The sequence below is a fragment of the Buttiauxella sp. B2 genome, from assembly GCF_006376615.1.
Lineage (GTDB): Bacteria > Pseudomonadota > Gammaproteobacteria > Enterobacterales > Enterobacteriaceae > Buttiauxella.
In genome coordinates, this window is sequence record NZ_VEXQ01000011.1 from 64,500 (window position 1) to 81,565 (window position 17,066).

Genomic DNA, 17,066 nt, shown 5'->3' on the forward strand with positions numbered 1-17,066 from the left:
CGATGTGTTTAGCGTTGGCCTTTAAGAAATCAGTTACTCATCAACCAGCACCACTTCAATCCCACCTTTACGCAACCCATTGAGGCTTTCAGCTGGAATGCCTGCATCGGTTATAACCATATGAATCCGTTGGGTATCAATAATTTTATGCAGGCTGGACCGGTTAAACTTGCTGGAATCAGTCACGACAATAATACGTTCTGCGACTTCACACATCCGGCGGTTAAGGCGTGCTTCATCTTCATTGTGGGTGCTAACACCACGTTCAAGATCGATGGCGTCTACGCCAAGAAACAGCATGTCAAAGTGGTAATTTTGTAACGATTGATCAGCCTGGTCGCCATAGAACGAAAGCGATTGACGTCGCAAATGCCCACCGGTCATCAGCACCTCCACACCTTCCGCCTCGAGCAGTGCATTCGCTACGTTCAAGCCGTTGGTCATCGCAATCACTTCTTTATGGTTGCGCAGATGGCGAGCAATTTCGTAGGTGGTGGTGCCGGAGTCCAGAATCACACGGTGACCGGGCTTAATCAGGTCGGCCGCCGCACGTGCAATGCTGCGTTTCAACGACGTATTAAGCGAGCTTTTATCCTCGACCGTCGGTTCAACCGCCGCCATACCTGAATCACAAACTAATGCCCCGCCGTAAGCACGCACCGCAACACCCTGCTTTTCCAGAAAAGCCAGATCGTTACGAATAGTCACCGTCGAAACACCAAAAAATGATGAGAGATCATTAACCTGTACGCTTCCTTGTTGACGAAGGCGCTGAATGATCTGCTCGCGCCTTTCACTTGTACCCGTTATACGCTTATCCGTTGCTGCGTCGGTATTATTCATAAATGATCCTTTCACAAAGCCTTTCGTTTCATTTCACTTCGCCTATTAACACCTTTCCTTTCACGAAAAGCAAGCCTTTGCATCGCGTACTGCATTCACTGCAACCGTGTCAAATAGCCTTTCATTATGTTTCTTTTGCGAAACAGATCTCAATTCTATTATCTTTCGTTTTGTTTTTATAACACTATACACCACTATCAAATGAAACAAATCGAAAGATAAAAACATAACCAACCCATACGGAGAGGAAAGTGAAACACTTAACCGCGTTTGTGGCAGACCATAAACAGGATTCACGATGTGGCATTTTTGCCGTTTGTTCTGCTCACCCGTTGGTTCTCGAAGCGGCAATGCGCCATGCCCGGGATGCTAAATCACTCTTATTAATAGAAGCGACATCCAACCAGGTTGACCAGCACGGCGGCTACACCGGAATGACACCGGAAGATTTCCGCGGTTTTGCCGAGCAGATGGCTGATAAACACCACTTCCCGCGCAACCAGTTGATTTTGGGTGGCGACCACCTTGGCCCAAACCGTTGGCAAGCGCTGCCCGCTGAAGAAGCCATGTGCAATGCTGAAGAACTGATTCGTTGCTATGTCGCCGCTGGTTTTAAAAAAATCCACCTTGATTGCAGCATGTCTTGTGCTGATGACCCCGTTCCTCTAACCGATGCCATTGTTGCCATGCGTGCGGCAAGGCTTGCGAAAATTGCCGAGCAAACTGCTATTGAGAAGTTCGGTGAATCCGATTTGGTTTACATTATTGGTACCGAAGTGCCCGTCCCAGGCGGCGCACATGAAACGCTCTCAGAACTTGCGGTCACCACGCCACTGGCTGCAAAAGCAACGCTTGAAGCCCATCGCCATGCCTTTGAATTACAGGGTTTAAGCGAGCTGTGGCCACGTATTATCGGGCTGGTTGTCCAGCCCGGTGTTGAGTTCGACCACACTCACGTTATTGATTACCAACCTGAGAAAGCGCTATTCCTCAGCCAGATGATTGAAGCGTTTGACACCATGGTGTTTGAGGCGCACTCCACTGACTACCAAACCCCGCAAGCATTGCAGCAATTGGTTGCAAACCACTTCGCAATTCTAAAAGTTGGCCCAGCACTCACCTTTGCATTACGCGAAACGCTGTTTTCACTGGCTGCTATCGAACGCGAATTACGCCCGGCACATAAATGCTCAGGACTGCGGGAAGTTCTGGAGAGCGTGATGCTTGAACATCCTGACTACTGGAAACATCACTACCACGGCAGTGACAGCGACCGTCGTCTGGCTCGCGGATACAGCTATTCAGACCGAGTTCGTTACTACTGGCCGGATCAAGATATTGACGAGGCGTATTCCAAACTTGTTAGCAATCTGGCTGATGAATCTATTCCTTTGCCGTTGATTAGCCAGTATCTGCCACTTCAATACGCTAAGGTCCGTGAAGGAAAAATCGCGGCAATGCCGCATGAACTGATCATCGACCATATCCAGGATGTGTTGCGTCAGTACCACGCAGCCTGTCAGAGCTATGACTCAAATAACTAACATAATGATAATCGGGGAAAAAATGCCAAATATTGTATTAAGCCGCATTGATGAGCGATTGATCCACGGCCAGGTTGGCGTTCAATGGGTCGGTTTTGCCGGAGCAAATCTCGTGTTGGTTGCCAACGATGAAGTTGCAGAAGATCCGGTACAGCAAAATCTGATGGAGATGGTTCTGGCTGAAGGGATCGCCGTCCGTTTCTGGTCGCTGCAAAAAGTTATCGACAATATTCACCGCGCAGCCGACCGCCAGAAAATCCTGCTGGTTTGCAAAAACCCGGATGATTTTCTGACGCTGGTGAAAGGGGAAGTGCCTGTAACGCGAATTAACGTCGGCAACATGCACTACGCAGAAGGCAAACAACAAATAGCGAAAACCGTCTCTGTAAATGACCAGGATATTGCCGCTTTTAATGGCCTACAAAAGGCCGGAGTGGAATGTTTTGTTCAGGGTGTGCCGACGGAATCCGCTCAGGATCTCTATAAACTCCTCTGAGGAATTTTCTATGGAAATTAGCTTATTACAGGCATTAGCGTTGGGTCTTCTGGCCTTTATTGCGGGCCTGGATATGTTCAACGGCCTGACGCATATGCACCGTCCGGTCGTGCTTGGGCCACTGGTTGGTTTCATTCTTGGCGATCTTCACACTGGGATTCTGACGGGCGGTACGCTGGAGTTAGTCTGGATGGGGCTTGCGCCTCTTGCTGGTGCACAGCCACCTAACGTCATCATCGGCACCATTGTTGGCACCACTTTCGCTATCACTACCGGGGTAAAACCTGAAGTTGCCGTCGGCGTTGCTGTGCCGTTTGCTGTCGCCGTGCAAATGGGGATTACTTTCCTGTTCTCCATTATGTCAGGTGTGATGGCCCGCTGCGACCGCATGGCGGCCAACGCAGATACCGATGGCATTGAGCGTGTGAATTATCTGGCATTACTGGCGCTCGGCATCTTCTATTTCCTGTGCGCATTCCTGCCCATCTATTTTGGTGCAGAACATGCGAAAACCGCCATCGATATGCTACCTGCTCGTCTGATTGACGGTCTGGGTGTCGCAGGCGGAATCATGCCAGCAATTGGTTTTGCCGTGCTGCTGAAAATCATGATGAAGAATGTCTACATCCCTTATTTCATTCTCGGCTTTGTGGCTGCCGCCTGGCTGAAACTACCGGTGCTGGCGATTGCCGCTGCCGCGTTAGCAATGGCGCTGATTGATTTCTTACGCAAAGACCCGGCACCACAACAACCTACACACGTGAAGCAAGAGGAATTTGAAGATGGTATCTAACGAACAGACTCTGCAATCCGTCAATGTAACGGACACCGATACAGCCGATAAGAATGACAATATTTATGAAGATCAAAGTATTGGTGCGGAACTGACCAAACAAGATATTAACCGGGTAGCCTGGCGTTCCATGTTGTTACAAGCGTCATTCAACTATGAGCGTATGCAGGCATCTGGCTGGCTCTATGGCTTACTGCCCGCACTGAAAAAGATCCACACCAACAAAAATGATTTGGCACGAGCCATGAAAGGCCACATGGGGTTCTTCAACACTCACCCTTTCCTCGTGACTTTTGTCATCGGCATTATTCTGGCGATGGAGCGTTCAAAGCAGGATGTGAACAGCATCCAGAGCACTAAAATTGCTGTGGGTGCACCGCTGGGTGGGATTGGTGACGCCATGTTCTGGCTGACCTTGCTACCTATTTGCGGCGGTATCGGGGCAAGTCTGGCACTTCAGGGATCAATTCTCGGTGCGGTGATTTTTATTGTACTGTTCAACGTAGTGCATCTCGGTTTGCGCTTCGGCCTTGCTCATTACGCTTATCGCATGGGTGTGGCGGCTATCCCGCTTATTAAAGCCAACACTCGCAAAGTGGGCCATGCCGCGTCTATTGTGGGGATGACGGTAATTGGTGCGCTGGTTGCGACTTATGTTCGCCTTTCTACCACGCTGGAAATCACCGCGGGTGATGCGGTAGTGAAACTACAAACCGATGTTATCGACAAGCTGATGCCAGCATTTTTACCCCTGGTTTATACCCTGTGCATGTACGCACTGGTGCGCCGTGGCTGGAGCCCTCTGCGTCTTATCGGTATCACGGTTGTGCTGGGTGTTGTCGGGAAGTTTGCCCACTTCCTGTAAGCGAGAGAAAACAATATGTTAAGTATTATTCTTAGCGGTCACGGTGGCTTTGCCACCGGGCTGGAAAAAGCGATGAAGCAGATTCTTGGTGAGCAAGAGCAACTTATCGCCATTGATTTCCCCGAAACGTCTTCAACAGCACTTCTCACCCAACAGTTTGAAGAAGCAATCGGCGCATTAGATGAAAATGAAGGGCTAGTGTTTTTAACCGATTTACTCGGTGGCACACCGTTCCGCGTGGCATCAACCATGGCATTGCAGCAGCCTGGCCGCGAAGTTATCACCGGCATTAACCTGCAACTATTGCTGGAGATGGTGCTGGAGCGCGACGGGTTAAGCAGTCAAGAGTTTCGCCTCCAGGCACTGGAATGTGGCCATCGTGGGTTAACCAGCCTGGTCGATGAAATGGGGCGCTATCGTGAAACTGAGGCAGTCGAGGAAGGAATATGACTACTCTGTTACGAGCCAGGCGTGTGCTCACCGAACACGGCTGGTTAGACGACCATCAGTTACGCATTGATAACGAAACGATTGTCGCCATCGAACCTATTCCTGTGGGAATAATGGCGCGAGATGCCGAGCTGTTAAGCCCGGCTTACATTGATATTCATGTTCATGGTGGCGACGGGGTTGACGTGATGGACGACGATCCCGGCGTCCTCGACAGACTCGCTCTGCACAAAGCTCGTGAAGGTGTAGGTGGTTGGTTGCCTACAACCGTCACCGCACCACTTGCCAACATTGAGCAGGCATTGCGGCGTATCGCCCAACGTTATTATCACGGCGGGTCGGGTGCCCGCGTGCTGGGAAGCTACCTTGAAGGGCCGTATTTCACGTCTCAAAACAAAGGTGCTCATCCGCCCGAGTTGTTCCGCGAGCTGAATATTGCCGAGCTAGACAGGCTGATAGAGATATCGCAAAACACTTTACGAGTTGTGGCCCTGGCGCCTGAAAAACCTGCAGCGCTGGAAACCATTAAGCATCTGAAAAACCGCGATGTACGCGTGATGCTCGGCCATAGCGCGGCAAGCTTCGAACAAACACTTCAGGCAATTGATGCCGGAGCAGACGGTCTGGTGCATTGCTTTAACGGGATGACGGGCCTACACCACCGCAATCCGGGTATGGTCGGAGCGGGTTTAACCGACAAACGCGCCTGGCTTGAGCTGATTGCCGATGAGCACCACGTTCATCCTGCTGTCATGAATATTTGTTGTAGCTGCGCTAAGTCCCGGACTCTGCTGATAACTGATGCCATGAGTGCTGCGGGAATGCCTGACGGCGACTATTCGATTTGCGGATATCAGGTAACAATGCACAACGGGATCGTACGAACGGAAAGCGGTGGGCTTGCCGGAAGTACCCTAACGCTTGATGCAGCAGTGCGAAATATGGTGAATCACGTTGGAGTCTGCGCGGAAGATGCCATCCATATGGCATCACTACATCCGGCAAAAATGCTTGGGTTAGACAAAGAGTTAGGCTCGTTAGCCGTGGGAAAACGTGCCAACTTGATTGCGCTAAACTCACAGTTACTGCTTCAAAACATCTGGGTTAATGGCCAGCCCCCCCCGTTGTAGTTCTTTCGTTACACTTCACTTTTGTCTGTCGCCCGCCTGCGGCAGACCTTTCCTTTCCTTTCGATTAACTTCGTACCAGTAATCCACTTATTAATAAAATTAAATTAAATCAATATGTTGAATGAATGTAACTATTCACTTGATCACATTTTTCGTTTTATTACTTTTCTTACATTGACCTTTCGTTTTCTTTTCTATAGATTTTATTTAAGCATGAAGTTGAGTAAATGAAACAAAACGAAAGATTGTCCTGTTCTGCTTTGTGCTACTTCCGATGATCTTGCACTGCTAAGGACTGAGTAATGAGCGAAACCCAATCTGCCTGTCTTTCCGGCACATCCACCTGGACCGAAAAAGAGATCCGCCAACAGCCGGAAAGCTGGATCCGATCGTTAAAAAACATCAGTAACCAACGTAGCAGCATCGATGCGTTTCTCGAGCCTTTGCTGCAAAACACCTCTCTAAAAATTATCCTGACGGGTGCAGGAACCTCTGCTTTTATTGGCGATATTATTACGCCGTGGCTGTCACGCCACACCGGGAAAAACTTTGTTGCAGTACCAACCACCGACCTGGTCACCAACCCACTGGATTACTTATCCCCGCAGGAACCAACGTTACTGGTTTCTTTTGCACGCTCTGGCAATAGCCCTGAAAGCGTTGCAGCAGTCGATTTGGTCAATCAGGTTATGGAACACTGCTACCATCTGATAATTACGTGTAACGAAGCCGGTTGCCTGTATCAGAACGCGGCAACAAGCAGTAATTCTCTGGCGCTACTCATGCCGCCAGAAACGCACGATCGCGGCTTTGCCATGACCAGCAGCATCACCACCATGATGGCAAGCTGCCTTGCCGTATTTGCCCCTGATGTTATCAACAGCACCACTTTCCAGGACGTAGCCAATCGCTGCGAACAAATCATTGCCTCACAGAGAGGGTTCAACGAAAGCGTGTTTGGCGATTTGCCATTCAGGCGTGTTGTCTATCTTGGCAGCGGCGGGTTGCAGGGAGTTGCACGTGAATCTGCACTGAAAGTGTTGGAGCTAACCGCCGGAAAACTGGCTGCGTTTTATGACTCGCCAACCGGATTCCGCCACGGCCCGAAATCGTTGGTCAACAACGAAACGTTAATCGTGGTCATGGTTTCAAACCACCCATACACCCGTCAGTATGACCTTGATTTACTGGCTGAATTGCGTCGTGACCAACAGGCCCTGCGCGTCGTGGCTATCTGTGCGTCACCCTGCCCGGAAGTCGAAACAGGGCCGCATATCTGGTTGCCACCTTCCCGTGAATTTATCGACGTTGAGCAAGCTTTCTGCTTCCTGATGTATGCACAGATTTTCGCGCTAACCGAATCAATCAAAGCAGGCATCACCCCTGATACGCCTTCTGCCAGCGGCACGGTGAACCGTGTTGTGAAAGGTGTGATTATTCATCCGTGGAAAGGCTGAGAGGATTACAATATGAGTATTATTTCCACCAAATATCTTCTTCAGGATGCGCAAACCCGCGGCTACGCCGTCCCTGCATTTAATATTCACAATGCAGAAACCATCCAGGCGATTCTGGAAGTCTGCAAAGAAATGCAGTCGCCAGTTATCCTTGCAGGTACGCCAGGCACTTTTAAACACATCGCGTTTGAAGAGATTTACGCCCTGTGTGAAGCCTATTCTGAAAGCTACGGCATGCCGCTTGCGCTACATCTTGATCACCATGAATCACTGGCAGACATCAACCGTAAAGTGAATGCAGGTGTGCGCAGCGCGATGATCGACGGCAGCCACTTCCCGCTTGCCGAAAACGCGCGTCTGGTGAAATCCGTAGTCGATTTTTGCCACCGTCATGATTGCAGCGTGGAAGCCGAATTAGGTCGACTGGGTGGCGTGGAAGACGATATGGACGTTGACGAAGAAAGCGCTTTCCTTACCGATCCGCAAGAAGCACGCCGTTTCGTAGAACTCACCGGTATCGACAGTCTTGCCGTTGCGATTGGCACCGCGCACGGGCTCTACACTAAACGCCCGAAAATTGATTTCCAACGCTTGGGTGAAATCCGCGAAGTTGTAGATATCCCACTGGTTCTGCATGGTGCGAGCGACGTACCGGATGAGTACGTAAGACGTGCCATTGGGCTGGGAGTGTGTAAGGTGAATGTCGCTACCGAATTAAAAATCGCGTTCGCCGACGCAGTTAAAAAATGGTTTGCCGATAATCCGGAAGGCAACGACCCGCGCTATTACATGCGTGTCGGGATGGATGCGATGAAAGAAGTGGTGCGCAGTAAAGTCACCGTTTGCGGTTCTGCCAATAAATTAATTCCTGAAACTGAAACCTCGCTATAAATCTCATGTTTTACAGCGTTACCTGGAAAACCGGGTAACGCTGTCAGTTTGAATCTTGACCCGAAAATCTCGAATCACAAGGACAAACGATGAAGAAAATCATAAAGAGCTCGGTATTATTACTTCTGGTTAGCAATGGCGCTTTCGCTTCCGAATATCTACTGAATAACAACAATATCTCTATTTCATTTGACGATACTAATTCTGCTGTAGTGGTGAAGGATAAACTTTCTCAGAGCAAACTCGCCCCCAAAGAATTGTTCTTTCTGACGCTACCGAATGAAGATGTTATTCACGCGGCTGACTTTAAAATTAAAAACGTCAGCCAAAAAGATGACGCTATTCATATCGATTACGACCATAAAGATTTCGCTGTCACCGTGGTATTGAATGTCCTCAAAGGCAAATACGCCAGCATCGACTACACGATTAAAGCGAAAGATAAAGCGCGGGAAGTTGCGAAAATAACCTTCTTCCCCACTAAGGGACAATCGCAAGCGCCTTACGTTGACGGCGCGATTAATAGCTCGCCGATTATTGCCGACAGCTTCTTTATTCTGCCGGAAAAACCTATCGTTAATACTTATGCATATGAAACGACAACCAATCTAAATGTCGAGCTAAAAACCCCGATTAAAACAGATGCACCGGTTACCTTTACGACCTATTTCGGCACCTTTGAAGCAACTAATCAGCTGCGCCGTAACTTTAACCAATTCATTAATGCAATGCGCCCACGTCCTTATCAGCCATATCTGCATTACAACAGCTGGATGGATATTGGCTTCTTCACCACCTATACCGAAAAAGATGTACTGAACCGGATGGATAGCTATGCCAATGAGCTAATTAAAAAGCGCGGCGTCAAGCTCGACGGTTTCCTGCTGGATGACGGCTGGGATGACCGCACAGGAAAATGGCTATTTGGCCCGGCGTTCAGTAATGGCTTTGGTGTCGTGAAAGAGAAAGCTGACAGCCTGCATACTTCCGTTGGTTTGTGGTTGTCACCATGGGGTGGCTATAACAAACCACGCGATATTCGTGTTTCTCATGCGAAAGAAAATGGCTTTGAAACCGTTGATGGGAAACTTGCTCTTTCCGGTCCAAATTACTTCCGTAACTTTAACGAGCAGATAATTAAATTAATCAAGAATGAACATATTACCTCGTTCAAACTTGATGGCATGGGAAATGCCAACAGCTGGATTAAAGGTAGCCAGTTTGCATCCGACTTTGATGCATCGATTGAGCTTATCAAGAACATGCGTGAGGCAAATAAAGACTTGTTTATTAACCTCACCACCGGTACTGACGCCAGCCCTTCCTGGCTATTTTACGCCGATTCTATTTGGCGCCAGGGCGATGATATTAATGTGTATGGCAAAGGCTCACCAGTTCAGCAATGGATGACCTACCGCGATGCCGAAACCTATCGTTCTATTGTGCGTAAAGGCCCGCTGTTCCCGATAAACTCGCTTATGTATCACGGAATTGTTAGCGCTGAACATGCCTATTTCGGACTTGAGAAAGTGCAAACCGATAGCGATTTTGCCGACCAGGTCTGGAGTTATTTTGCGACTGGAACTCAGCTACAAGAGTTGTACATCACGCCATCCATGTTGAATAGCGCCAAATGGGACACACTGGCTGATGCTGCGAAATGGTCACGCGCAAATAGTACGGTGCTGGTCGATACCCACTGGATTGGCGGTGATCCGACAGCGCTGGAAGTGTATGGCTGGGCCTCCTGGAGTAAAGATAAAGCCATCTTTGGTTTACGTAACCCGTCAGACAAAGAACAAAGCTACTATCTGGATTTAACCAAGAGCTTTGAAATCCCGGATGGCGAAGCGACAAGCTTTACACTGAAATCCATCTATGGCACGAATACGACGCTGCCAGGTGGCTACAGCAAGCCTGTGATTGTTACCTTGAAGCCGTTGGAAACACTGGTTATTGAAGCAACGCCGGGTACTGGCAAAAAATAATCCCGTTTTCATTGATACATAAACAAAAACCCGCGAAAGCGGGTTTTTGTAAGATAAACACAGACAGAGTCCTATCGCTCGAAAAACGTTATTTCTCACTGTTTTCCAGAGCATATTTATACAGCGCATTTTTCTTCACACCATGGATTTCGGCAGCCAGTGCAGCCGCTTTTTTCAATGGCAGTTCCGTTTGCAGCAGCGCCAGAGTGCGCAATGCATCGGCGGGAAGCGCGTCATCGGCAGGTGCTTTAAAGCCTTCGACAATCAGTACCATCTCACCTTTACGACGGTTTTCGTCTTCTTTCACCCATGCTGCCAATTCACCAATGGGTGCGCCGTGAATCGATTCCCAGGTTTTAGTCAGCTCACGCGCCAGCACCACATAACGTGATTCACCCAGCACTGCGCATATATCGTCTAAACTATCGAGCAGGCGATGCGTAGACTCGTAAAATATGAGCGTACGCGGTTCTTGCTCGATTGCCTTGAGCGCGTCGCGGCGGCCTTTAGATTTGGCAGGCAAAAAACCTTCGTAGCAGAAGCGATCGGAAGGTAAACCGGCGGCACTTAATGCAGCAATAGCAGCGCAAGGGCCCGGCAGCGGTACGACACGAATACCGGCTTCGCGACACGTGCGCACCAAATGGTAACCAGGATCGTTAATTAATGGCGTTCCTGCATCAGAAACTAACGCGATACTTTGCCCTTCTTTAAGCTTAGCCAGCAAGGTTTCTGATTTTTGTTGCTCGTTATGATCGTGCAATGCGAACATTCGCGCATTAATGGCAAAATGTTGCAGCAGCAAACCGGTATGGCGAGTATCTTCGGCGGCAATCAGGTCAACGCTTTGCAACACGGATAACGCCCGCTGTGTGATATCGCCCAAGTTACCGATGGGGGTCGGAACGATGTAGAGCGTGCTGGCAGAAATAGCCGCCGTTTCGAGTTGTTTCATTGTTTCATCCGTATTGCCGATTTAATATTGAACACTGAGATAAAAATTACACTGGATACAGAATGGTACCGTCTAAAATTATTCGTTCTAAAGCCGGGCGCTGTCTGCCTGTTGTGCTGGCCGCGCTTTTCTTCGCTGGCTGTACCACTAAAGCACCAGATCAGTCGACTGCGCATATGCAGGGCGAGGCCACTGCCGATTCCGCGTATTACCTGCAACAGATGCAGCAAAGCGGTGATGATAGCAAGACCACCTGGCAATTACTCGCCATTCATGCGCTGTTAAAAGAAGGCAAAACTCAGCAAGCTGTTGATCTCTACAATCAGCTGCCAAAAGAGATGGACGATACTCAGCGTCGCGAACAGGCCCTGCTGGCAGCCGAAGTGAAAGTCGCCCAGAAAGATTATGCCGATGCCAGTACGCGTCTGGGCAAAATCGATCCTTCCGCGCTTAACAAAAATCAGCAGAGTCGCTATTACCAGGCGGTTATCGACGCCAACCAGAACCGCCCATCGCTTGAATTGCTGCGTGCCTATATCGCACAAGAACCAATGCTGACAGGCCCTGCGCATCAGAAGAATATCGACGGTACATGGCAGGCTTTATCTCAGATGACAGCCGCGCAAATGAATTCGTTAGTCATTAATGCAGATGAAAATACACTGCAAGGCTGGCTGGATCTGCAACGTGTCTGGAACGATAACCGTAACGATCCAGAAATGCTGAAAGCCGGGATCAAAGACTGGCAAACGCGTTATCCGCAAAATCCTGGTGCGAAAACACTGCCGACTCAGTTAAGTAATATGCAGAATTATAAACCTGCCTCGACTGAGAAAATCGCGCTGCTGCTGCCATTAAGCGGCCAGGCTGCGGTGTTCGGCCGTACTATCCAACAAGGTTTTGAAGCCGCGAAGAATATGGGTTCTGCACCAGTGGCGCAAACCACTGCATCTGCCCAAGCACCTGATGCGACCGCACAACCTGGTGATACCACGCAAGCGGCACTGCCACAGCCAGTAGATCCAAATGCGGTGGCAAGCCCTGCAGCGGCATCCGTTGAAGATTTAACGCAGCAGCCAGTTGCTGCACCTGCGCCTGCGGAGCAGGCGCCAACATCGCAAACACAGCCGGCAGCTCCGCAAGCAGCAGCTCCAGCTAATCCATCAGCAGAAATTAAAGTCTACGACACAACCACGCAGCCACTGGCGCAAATACTGGCACAAGCACAGCAAGATGGTGCAACGTTAGTCGTGGGGCCACTGCTTAAAAATAATGTCGATGAGCTGGCGAGCAGCACTTCTCCTCTGAACATTCTGGCGCTCAACCAGCCAGAAAACGTGCAGAACCGTGCAAATATCTGTTATTTCGCGCTCTCTCCTGAAGATGAAGCCCGTGATGCAGCAGGCCATATCTGGCAGCAAGGGCACCGCGCGCCGCTGTTATTGGTTCCACGTAGCGCACTGGGCGATCGTGTCACCAAAGCCTTTGCCGATGAGTGGGTGAAATTAGGTGGCGGAACAGTACTGCAACAGAAATTTGGAACAACAGCTGAACTGAAACAAGGGATTAACAGCGGTTCGGGTATCGCGCTAAGCGGCACCCCGGTTAACGCTGCATCAGCTCAACCGGCAGGCGTAACCATTGGTGGCCTAACGATTCCAGCACCGCCAACTGATGCACAAATTACCGCAGGGACTTCCGGTGGCGTTGACGCAGCGTACATTGTGGCAACCCCGGACGAAGTTGCGTTGATTAAACCGATGATCGCGATGCGTACCGGTAGCCGCAGCCCAGCACAACTGTACGCCAGCTCGCGCAGCTCTCAGGGTGTGAATGGCCCAGATTTCCGTCTGGAAATGGAAGGTTTGCAGTTCAGCGAAATTCCGATGCTTGCAGGCAACAACCCGTCGCTGATGCAGCAAGCGTTAAGCAATGTGCGTAACGACTACTCGTTGGCACGTTTGTACGCAATGGGCGTGGATGCCTGGTCACTGGCAAATCACTTCTCCCAAATCCGCCAGGTGCCTGGTTATCAGGTGAATGGCAACACCGGCACGCTCTCTGCAACCCAAGATTGCGTCATTAACAGGAAGTTAAATTGGCTGCAATTCAGTCAGGGTCAAATCGTTCCAGTGTCCTGACCCGTCAACAAGCCGGCGCGCATTATGAGTTAGAAGCGCGCCGCTTTCTTGAGCGCAAAGGACTGCGCTTTATTGCTGCCAACGTCCATTCCCGCGGTGGCGAAATCGACCTCATCATGAAACATGCGAAGGTTATCGTCTTTGTAGAAGTTCGATATCGACGCACCAATCACTTCGGTGATGCTGCCGCCAGCGTCACACGCCGCAAGCAACAAAAATTGTTACATGCGGCTTCGTATTGGTTAGCCCGCACATCAGGAAGTTTTGATACTGTGGATTGCCGTTTCGATGTGTTAGCCTTCACCGGCAATGAAATAGAGTGGTTAACCAACGCGTTCACCGCAGATGTTTAAAGTAACCAGGTAAATAAACGTGCTCGAAAGAATCAAAGTCTGCTTCACGGAAAGTATTCAAACCCAGATTGCTGCAGCTGAAGCCCTGCCAGATGCTATCTCCCGTGCAGCAATGACACTGGTTCAGTCGCTGCTTAACGGCAATAAAATTCTTTGCTGTGGTAATGGCACCTCTGCCGCTAACGCCCAGCATTTTGCCGCCAGTATGATCAACCGCTTTGAAACTGAGCGCCCGAGTTTACCTGCCATTGCACTTAATGCTGACAATGTCGTCTTAACCGCGATCGCAAACGATCGTTTACACGAAGAAGTGTATGCCAAACAAGTACGTGCGCTAGGTCATGCCGGTGATGTGTTGCTCGCCATTTCGACCCGTGGCAACAGTCGTGATATTGTCAAAGCGGTAGAAGCTGCCGTGACACGTGACATGACTATCGTTGCACTGACTGGCTATGATGGCGGGGAATTGGCTGGATTATTAGGGCCGCAGGATGTTGAAATCCGCATTCCTTCTCACCGCAGCGCGCGCATTCAGGAAATGCATATGCTGACGGTAAACTGCTTATGCGATCTGATTGATAATACGTTATTCCCTCACCAGGACAATTAAGGAGTACAGATGAAGGCATATAAGCCACTTGCAGTCCTTATTACTGCGTTACTGCTACAAGGTTGTGTTGCTGCCGCAGTAGTGGGTACCGCGGCTGTCGCCACCAAAACCGCGACAGACCCACGTTCCGTCGGTACTCAGGTTGATGATGGTACTCTGGAATTACGCGTAAATAGCGCATTGAATAAAGACGAACAAATCAAGAAAGAAGCGCGTATTAACGTCAGCGCATATCAGGGTAAAGTACTGCTGGTAGGCCAGGCGCCTAACACCGAGCTTGCATCCAGGGCCAAACAAATCGCGTTGGGCGTTGAGGGCACCACCGAGGTGTACAACGAAATCCGTATCATGGCACCCATTGGTCTGGGCACGGCGTCATCAGACACCTGGATAACCACCAAAGTGCGTTCGCAATTGCTGGCAAGCGATCAGGTGAAATCGACCAGTGTGAAAGTCACGACCGAGAATAGCGAAGTATTCTTGTTAGGTTTAGTGACAGACAGAGAAGCCAAAGCAGCGGCAGATATTACCAGCCGGGTCAGTGGCGTGAAGCATGTGACCACAGCGTTTACGCTTCTGAAGTAATTTCGAAATATCCCTCTCTTCTGGAGAGGGCTCGCCCCTTAAAACCGACTCAAACAATCCATTGCCACCATTTTAAACTCCTCGAAGCTCTGGCTGTCGCGTAAACGTGGCATCGCCCTTTCGCGCAGGAAAGTGACAAACAAATCGTAAATTGCCATCGCTTCTTCGTACTCGCTTTTGCTGATTGCCAGCAAGAAGATGACATGCGCCGTTTCATCACCCCAACTTATCCCCTGCGGTGCAAGAACGGTGTATACCACGGTTTTATTCGCCATTAACCCCAATGAGTGAGGCAGCGCAATGCCCTCGCCCAACACGGTGCCGACAATTGCCTCACGCTCAACCACTGATGGATAAAAATCCGCACCAACATACCCTTCCTGCTCAAGCTGCTGGCAGAGCGCACTGAACAATTCCTGCTGTGTCATCGGTTTATCAATTACCCGGAAATGGCTGGCATCAAAGAATTTTTCCAGCATGTACGGGCGTGTTCTATCCACCAATACCAGCTTCCCTAGCTGTTCGAGTTGATACTCCGTTGGGAAGGGTGCGACCACCACTGTCGGTTTTTGTTTATCGCTGACGCGAGCCGTGGAGATAACAAAATCTTCATCCACGCAGTCTAACTGTTCATAGTCACGCAGCGAGATAATGCGCGTGACCTCAATTTGTGGGTACTTGCGCAGCAGCATGGCCTGAATCATACGTACAGTTGAATTACCGGTATCGCACACCAGCAGCACGCGCGGATGGCGTTGGTAGCCGATGTTGTAATGCCGTTCCAACCCGACACCAATATGCAGCACCAGGAAACCAATTTCGTTTTCGCTGATGACATAAGGCGTGTATTTCCCCCAGCTCGACACCGCTGCCAGCGTCATGTCATAAGCCATTGGATAGTGCTGTTTGATATTGTTGAGCAAAGGATTGGGGATATTTATCTGATAACGCACGCGGGTGATCATGGTTTTGATATGCGTAAGCAAATCCGCATGCAACTGCTTATCTGTCAGCAAGTTATAGTTATAGTTGCTGTTGATAAAACTCAGAATGTAGTTCACCAACGCCTCGTCATCGTCGGCGCTAATAGCGCTTGCGGCTACCTGTTGTACCTGGCGTGACGCGATATGAACTTGCAGCCACTGTTCTTCCGCTTCAGATAGCGGTTTTCCGGCCAGTATCTGCAATAACACCGCTATTTGCCGTGCGGCTTCGCGCACCGCCTCGTCAACATTGTCGGCGCTAAACTCCGGCAGTGGATAGCCCTCGCTAATACGGCGAACCGCGACGGCACAGTACAAACGGATGAACTGTTCCCCCTCGTCAGTCAGGCGGATTCGGCAACGAGTGAAACAGTTATGCAGTTCAGCCGCCAGTTGTTCCGGCACGCCTGCGTTAAGCACTTCTTCGGTCAATAACGGGTTTTCGCTGTCTTCTTGTGTCAATTGCCAAAGCAATTCAGTCAGGCAGGCACGAACGGACATTTCGCTGCCGAATAGCTTCATACCGTGACGGGGACGGGTTTCAATTGTCAGGTTATATCGAGCAAGCCAGTCGCGCACTTCGGCCATATCACTTTGCAATGTCGCACGGCTAACAAACCACTCTTCCGCCAGATCTTCGAGTTTTATAGAGAAAGCAGATGTCAGAAAGCGCACGACCAGATAATGCACACGTTCCGGGGAGTTCCGTGGGATGCGCAGCTGGCGTGAAGGTTGCTGCACAAGAGCCTGGTAAAGAGCGGGATCCTCAATATTGAGCTGATAACCCGCGCCGCGACTAAGAATAAATTGCGCACCATGCCCAGCCATCAACGCATTTAAAGCAGTAATATCCGTGCGCACCGTGCGGGTAGAAACGGATAAACGCCGCGCCAGTTCATCCTGGGGCAGCGTCTCGTTTTGTAGCATCTCAAACAACTGGGCCAGCCGAAGGTTGGGTAATCTCACTGACATTTCCTTTCGT

Annotated in this window: 16 protein-coding genes; 13 read left to right on the plus strand and 3 right to left on the minus strand. The window is 50.0% G+C overall.

Features of this window, described 5'->3' with window-relative positions:
• Window positions 1–33 precede the first annotated feature (33 nt).
• Window positions 34–843: a DeoR family transcriptional regulator gene (locus tag FH968_RS13725; protein ID WP_139880387.1), complete on the minus strand. Its 810-nt coding sequence runs from the start codon at window positions 841–843 to the stop codon at window positions 34–36.
• A 251-nt stretch (window positions 844–1,094) separates the two neighbouring features.
• Between FH968_RS13725 and kbaZ the strand changes: the two genes are divergently transcribed.
• The 9 genes from kbaZ (at window position 1,095) to FH968_RS13770 (ending at window position 10,457) form a co-directional block, all read left to right on the plus strand.
• Window positions 1,095–2,387: a tagatose-bisphosphate aldolase subunit KbaZ gene (gene kbaZ, locus FH968_RS13730; RefSeq protein WP_139880388.1), complete on the plus strand. Its 1,293-nt coding sequence runs from the start codon at window positions 1,095–1,097 to the stop codon at window positions 2,385–2,387.
• A 22-nt stretch (window positions 2,388–2,409) separates the two neighbouring features.
• Window positions 2,410–2,883 carry a PTS N-acetylgalactosamine transporter subunit IIB gene (agaV, locus tag FH968_RS13735; protein ID WP_139880389.1) on the plus strand — a complete coding sequence of 158 codons (474 nt, stop codon included), beginning with the start codon at window positions 2,410–2,412 and terminating at the stop codon, window positions 2,881–2,883.
• A 10-nt stretch (window positions 2,884–2,893) separates the two neighbouring features.
• Entirely contained in the window at window positions 2,894–3,676 is a 783-nt protein-coding gene (gene agaW, locus FH968_RS13740; RefSeq protein WP_139880390.1) for a PTS N-acetylgalactosamine transporter subunit IIC, read from the plus strand.
• Complete coding sequence (gene agaE / locus FH968_RS13745; RefSeq protein WP_139880391.1) at window positions 3,666–4,541, plus strand: PTS N-acetylgalactosamine transporter subunit IID; 876 nt, start codon at window positions 3,666–3,668, stop codon at window positions 4,539–4,541. Before agaW ends, agaE begins: the two co-directional genes overlap by 11 nt.
• A gap of 15 nt (window positions 4,542–4,556) precedes the next feature.
• Window positions 4,557–4,991, plus strand: coding sequence for a PTS galactosamine/N-acetylgalactosamine transporter subunit IIA (gene agaF / locus FH968_RS13750; RefSeq protein ID WP_139880392.1), 435 nt, complete (start codon window positions 4,557–4,559; stop codon window positions 4,989–4,991).
• On the plus strand, window positions 4,988–6,121 hold the full coding sequence (gene nagA, locus FH968_RS13755; protein ID WP_139880393.1) for an N-acetylglucosamine-6-phosphate deacetylase: 1,134 nt from the start codon (window positions 4,988–4,990) through the stop codon (window positions 6,119–6,121). The genes agaF and nagA overlap by 4 nt, the downstream gene beginning before the upstream one ends.
• A gap of 302 nt (window positions 6,122–6,423) precedes the next feature.
• Complete coding sequence (locus FH968_RS13760) at window positions 6,424–7,578, plus strand: SIS domain-containing protein (RefSeq protein WP_139880394.1); 1,155 nt, start codon at window positions 6,424–6,426, stop codon at window positions 7,576–7,578.
• 12 nt (window positions 7,579–7,590) lie between these two features.
• The gene (gene kbaY, locus FH968_RS13765; RefSeq protein WP_139880395.1) at window positions 7,591–8,469 is read left to right on the plus strand and encodes a tagatose-bisphosphate aldolase subunit KbaY; all 879 of its coding nucleotides are present in this window, start codon (window positions 7,591–7,593) and stop codon (window positions 8,467–8,469) included.
• A gap of 89 nt (window positions 8,470–8,558) precedes the next feature.
• Entirely contained in the window at window positions 8,559–10,457 is a 1,899-nt protein-coding gene (locus tag FH968_RS13770; RefSeq protein ID WP_139880396.1) for an enterotoxin, read from the plus strand.
• Between the two features lie 88 nt (window positions 10,458–10,545).
• Here the strand turns inward: FH968_RS13770 and rsmI are convergent, their stop codons facing one another.
• Window positions 10,546–11,412 carry a 16S rRNA (cytidine(1402)-2'-O)-methyltransferase gene (rsmI, locus tag FH968_RS13775; protein ID WP_139880397.1) on the minus strand — a complete coding sequence of 289 codons (867 nt, stop codon included), beginning with the start codon at window positions 11,410–11,412 and terminating at the stop codon, window positions 10,546–10,548.
• 62 nt (window positions 11,413–11,474) lie between these two features.
• Here rsmI and FH968_RS13780 point away from each other — a divergent pair, with 62 nt between their 5' ends.
• The 4 genes from FH968_RS13780 to dolP are packed head-to-tail and all read left to right on the plus strand — an operon-like array spanning window position 11,475 to window position 15,101.
• The gene (locus FH968_RS13780; protein ID WP_139880398.1) at window positions 11,475–13,553 is read left to right on the plus strand and encodes a penicillin-binding protein activator; all 2,079 of its coding nucleotides are present in this window, start codon (window positions 11,475–11,477) and stop codon (window positions 13,551–13,553) included.
• Window positions 13,511–13,906: a YraN family protein gene (locus tag FH968_RS13785; RefSeq protein ID WP_139880399.1), complete on the plus strand. Its 396-nt coding sequence runs from the start codon at window positions 13,511–13,513 to the stop codon at window positions 13,904–13,906. Before FH968_RS13780 ends, FH968_RS13785 begins: the two co-directional genes overlap by 43 nt.
• Window positions 13,907–13,925: 19 nt before the next feature.
• The gene (gene diaA / locus FH968_RS13790) at window positions 13,926–14,516 is read left to right on the plus strand and encodes a DnaA initiator-associating protein DiaA (protein WP_139880400.1); all 591 of its coding nucleotides are present in this window, start codon (window positions 13,926–13,928) and stop codon (window positions 14,514–14,516) included.
• A gap of 9 nt (window positions 14,517–14,525) precedes the next feature.
• Window positions 14,526–15,101: a division/outer membrane stress-associated lipid-binding lipoprotein gene (dolP, locus tag FH968_RS13795; protein WP_139880401.1), complete on the plus strand. Its 576-nt coding sequence runs from the start codon at window positions 14,526–14,528 to the stop codon at window positions 15,099–15,101.
• Between the two features lie 38 nt (window positions 15,102–15,139).
• Here dolP and FH968_RS13800 read toward each other — a convergent pair whose 3' ends face one another.
• Window positions 15,140–17,050 (minus strand): transcription antiterminator, encoded by a 1,911-nt coding sequence (locus tag FH968_RS13800; protein ID WP_139880402.1) that lies wholly within the window; start codon window positions 17,048–17,050, stop codon window positions 15,140–15,142.
• Window positions 17,051–17,066 lie beyond the last annotated feature (16 nt).

Excerpts from the sequence above, each read along its gene's own strand:
- agaF (WP_139880392.1), top strand. The coding sequence starts at position 4,557 with ATGTTAAGTATTATTCTTAGCGGTCACGGTGGCTTTGCCACCGGGCTG.
- agaW (WP_139880390.1), top strand. The coding sequence starts at position 2,894 with ATGGAAATTAGCTTATTACAGGCATTAGCGTTGGGTCTTCTGGCCTTT.
- kbaY (WP_139880395.1), top strand. The coding sequence starts at position 7,591 with ATGAGTATTATTTCCACCAAATATCTTCTTCAGGATGCGCAAACCCGC.
- agaE (WP_139880391.1), top strand. The coding sequence starts at position 3,666 with ATGGTATCTAACGAACAGACTCTGCAATCCGTCAATGTAACGGACACC.
- FH968_RS13725 (WP_139880387.1), bottom strand. The coding sequence starts at position 843 with ATGAATAATACCGACGCAGCAACGGATAAGCGTATAACGGGTACAAGT.
- FH968_RS13780 (WP_139880398.1), top strand. The coding sequence starts at position 11,475 with ATGGTACCGTCTAAAATTATTCGTTCTAAAGCCGGGCGCTGTCTGCCT.
- agaV (WP_139880389.1), top strand. The coding sequence starts at position 2,410 with ATGCCAAATATTGTATTAAGCCGCATTGATGAGCGATTGATCCACGGC.
- nagA (WP_139880393.1), top strand. The coding sequence starts at position 4,988 with ATGACTACTCTGTTACGAGCCAGGCGTGTGCTCACCGAACACGGCTGG.
- FH968_RS13770 (WP_139880396.1), top strand. The coding sequence starts at position 8,559 with ATGAAGAAAATCATAAAGAGCTCGGTATTATTACTTCTGGTTAGCAAT.
- FH968_RS13760 (WP_139880394.1), top strand. The coding sequence starts at position 6,424 with ATGAGCGAAACCCAATCTGCCTGTCTTTCCGGCACATCCACCTGGACC.
- rsmI (WP_139880397.1), bottom strand. The coding sequence starts at position 11,412 with ATGAAACAACTCGAAACGGCGGCTATTTCTGCCAGCACGCTCTACATC.
- dolP (WP_139880401.1), top strand. The coding sequence starts at position 14,526 with ATGAAGGCATATAAGCCACTTGCAGTCCTTATTACTGCGTTACTGCTA.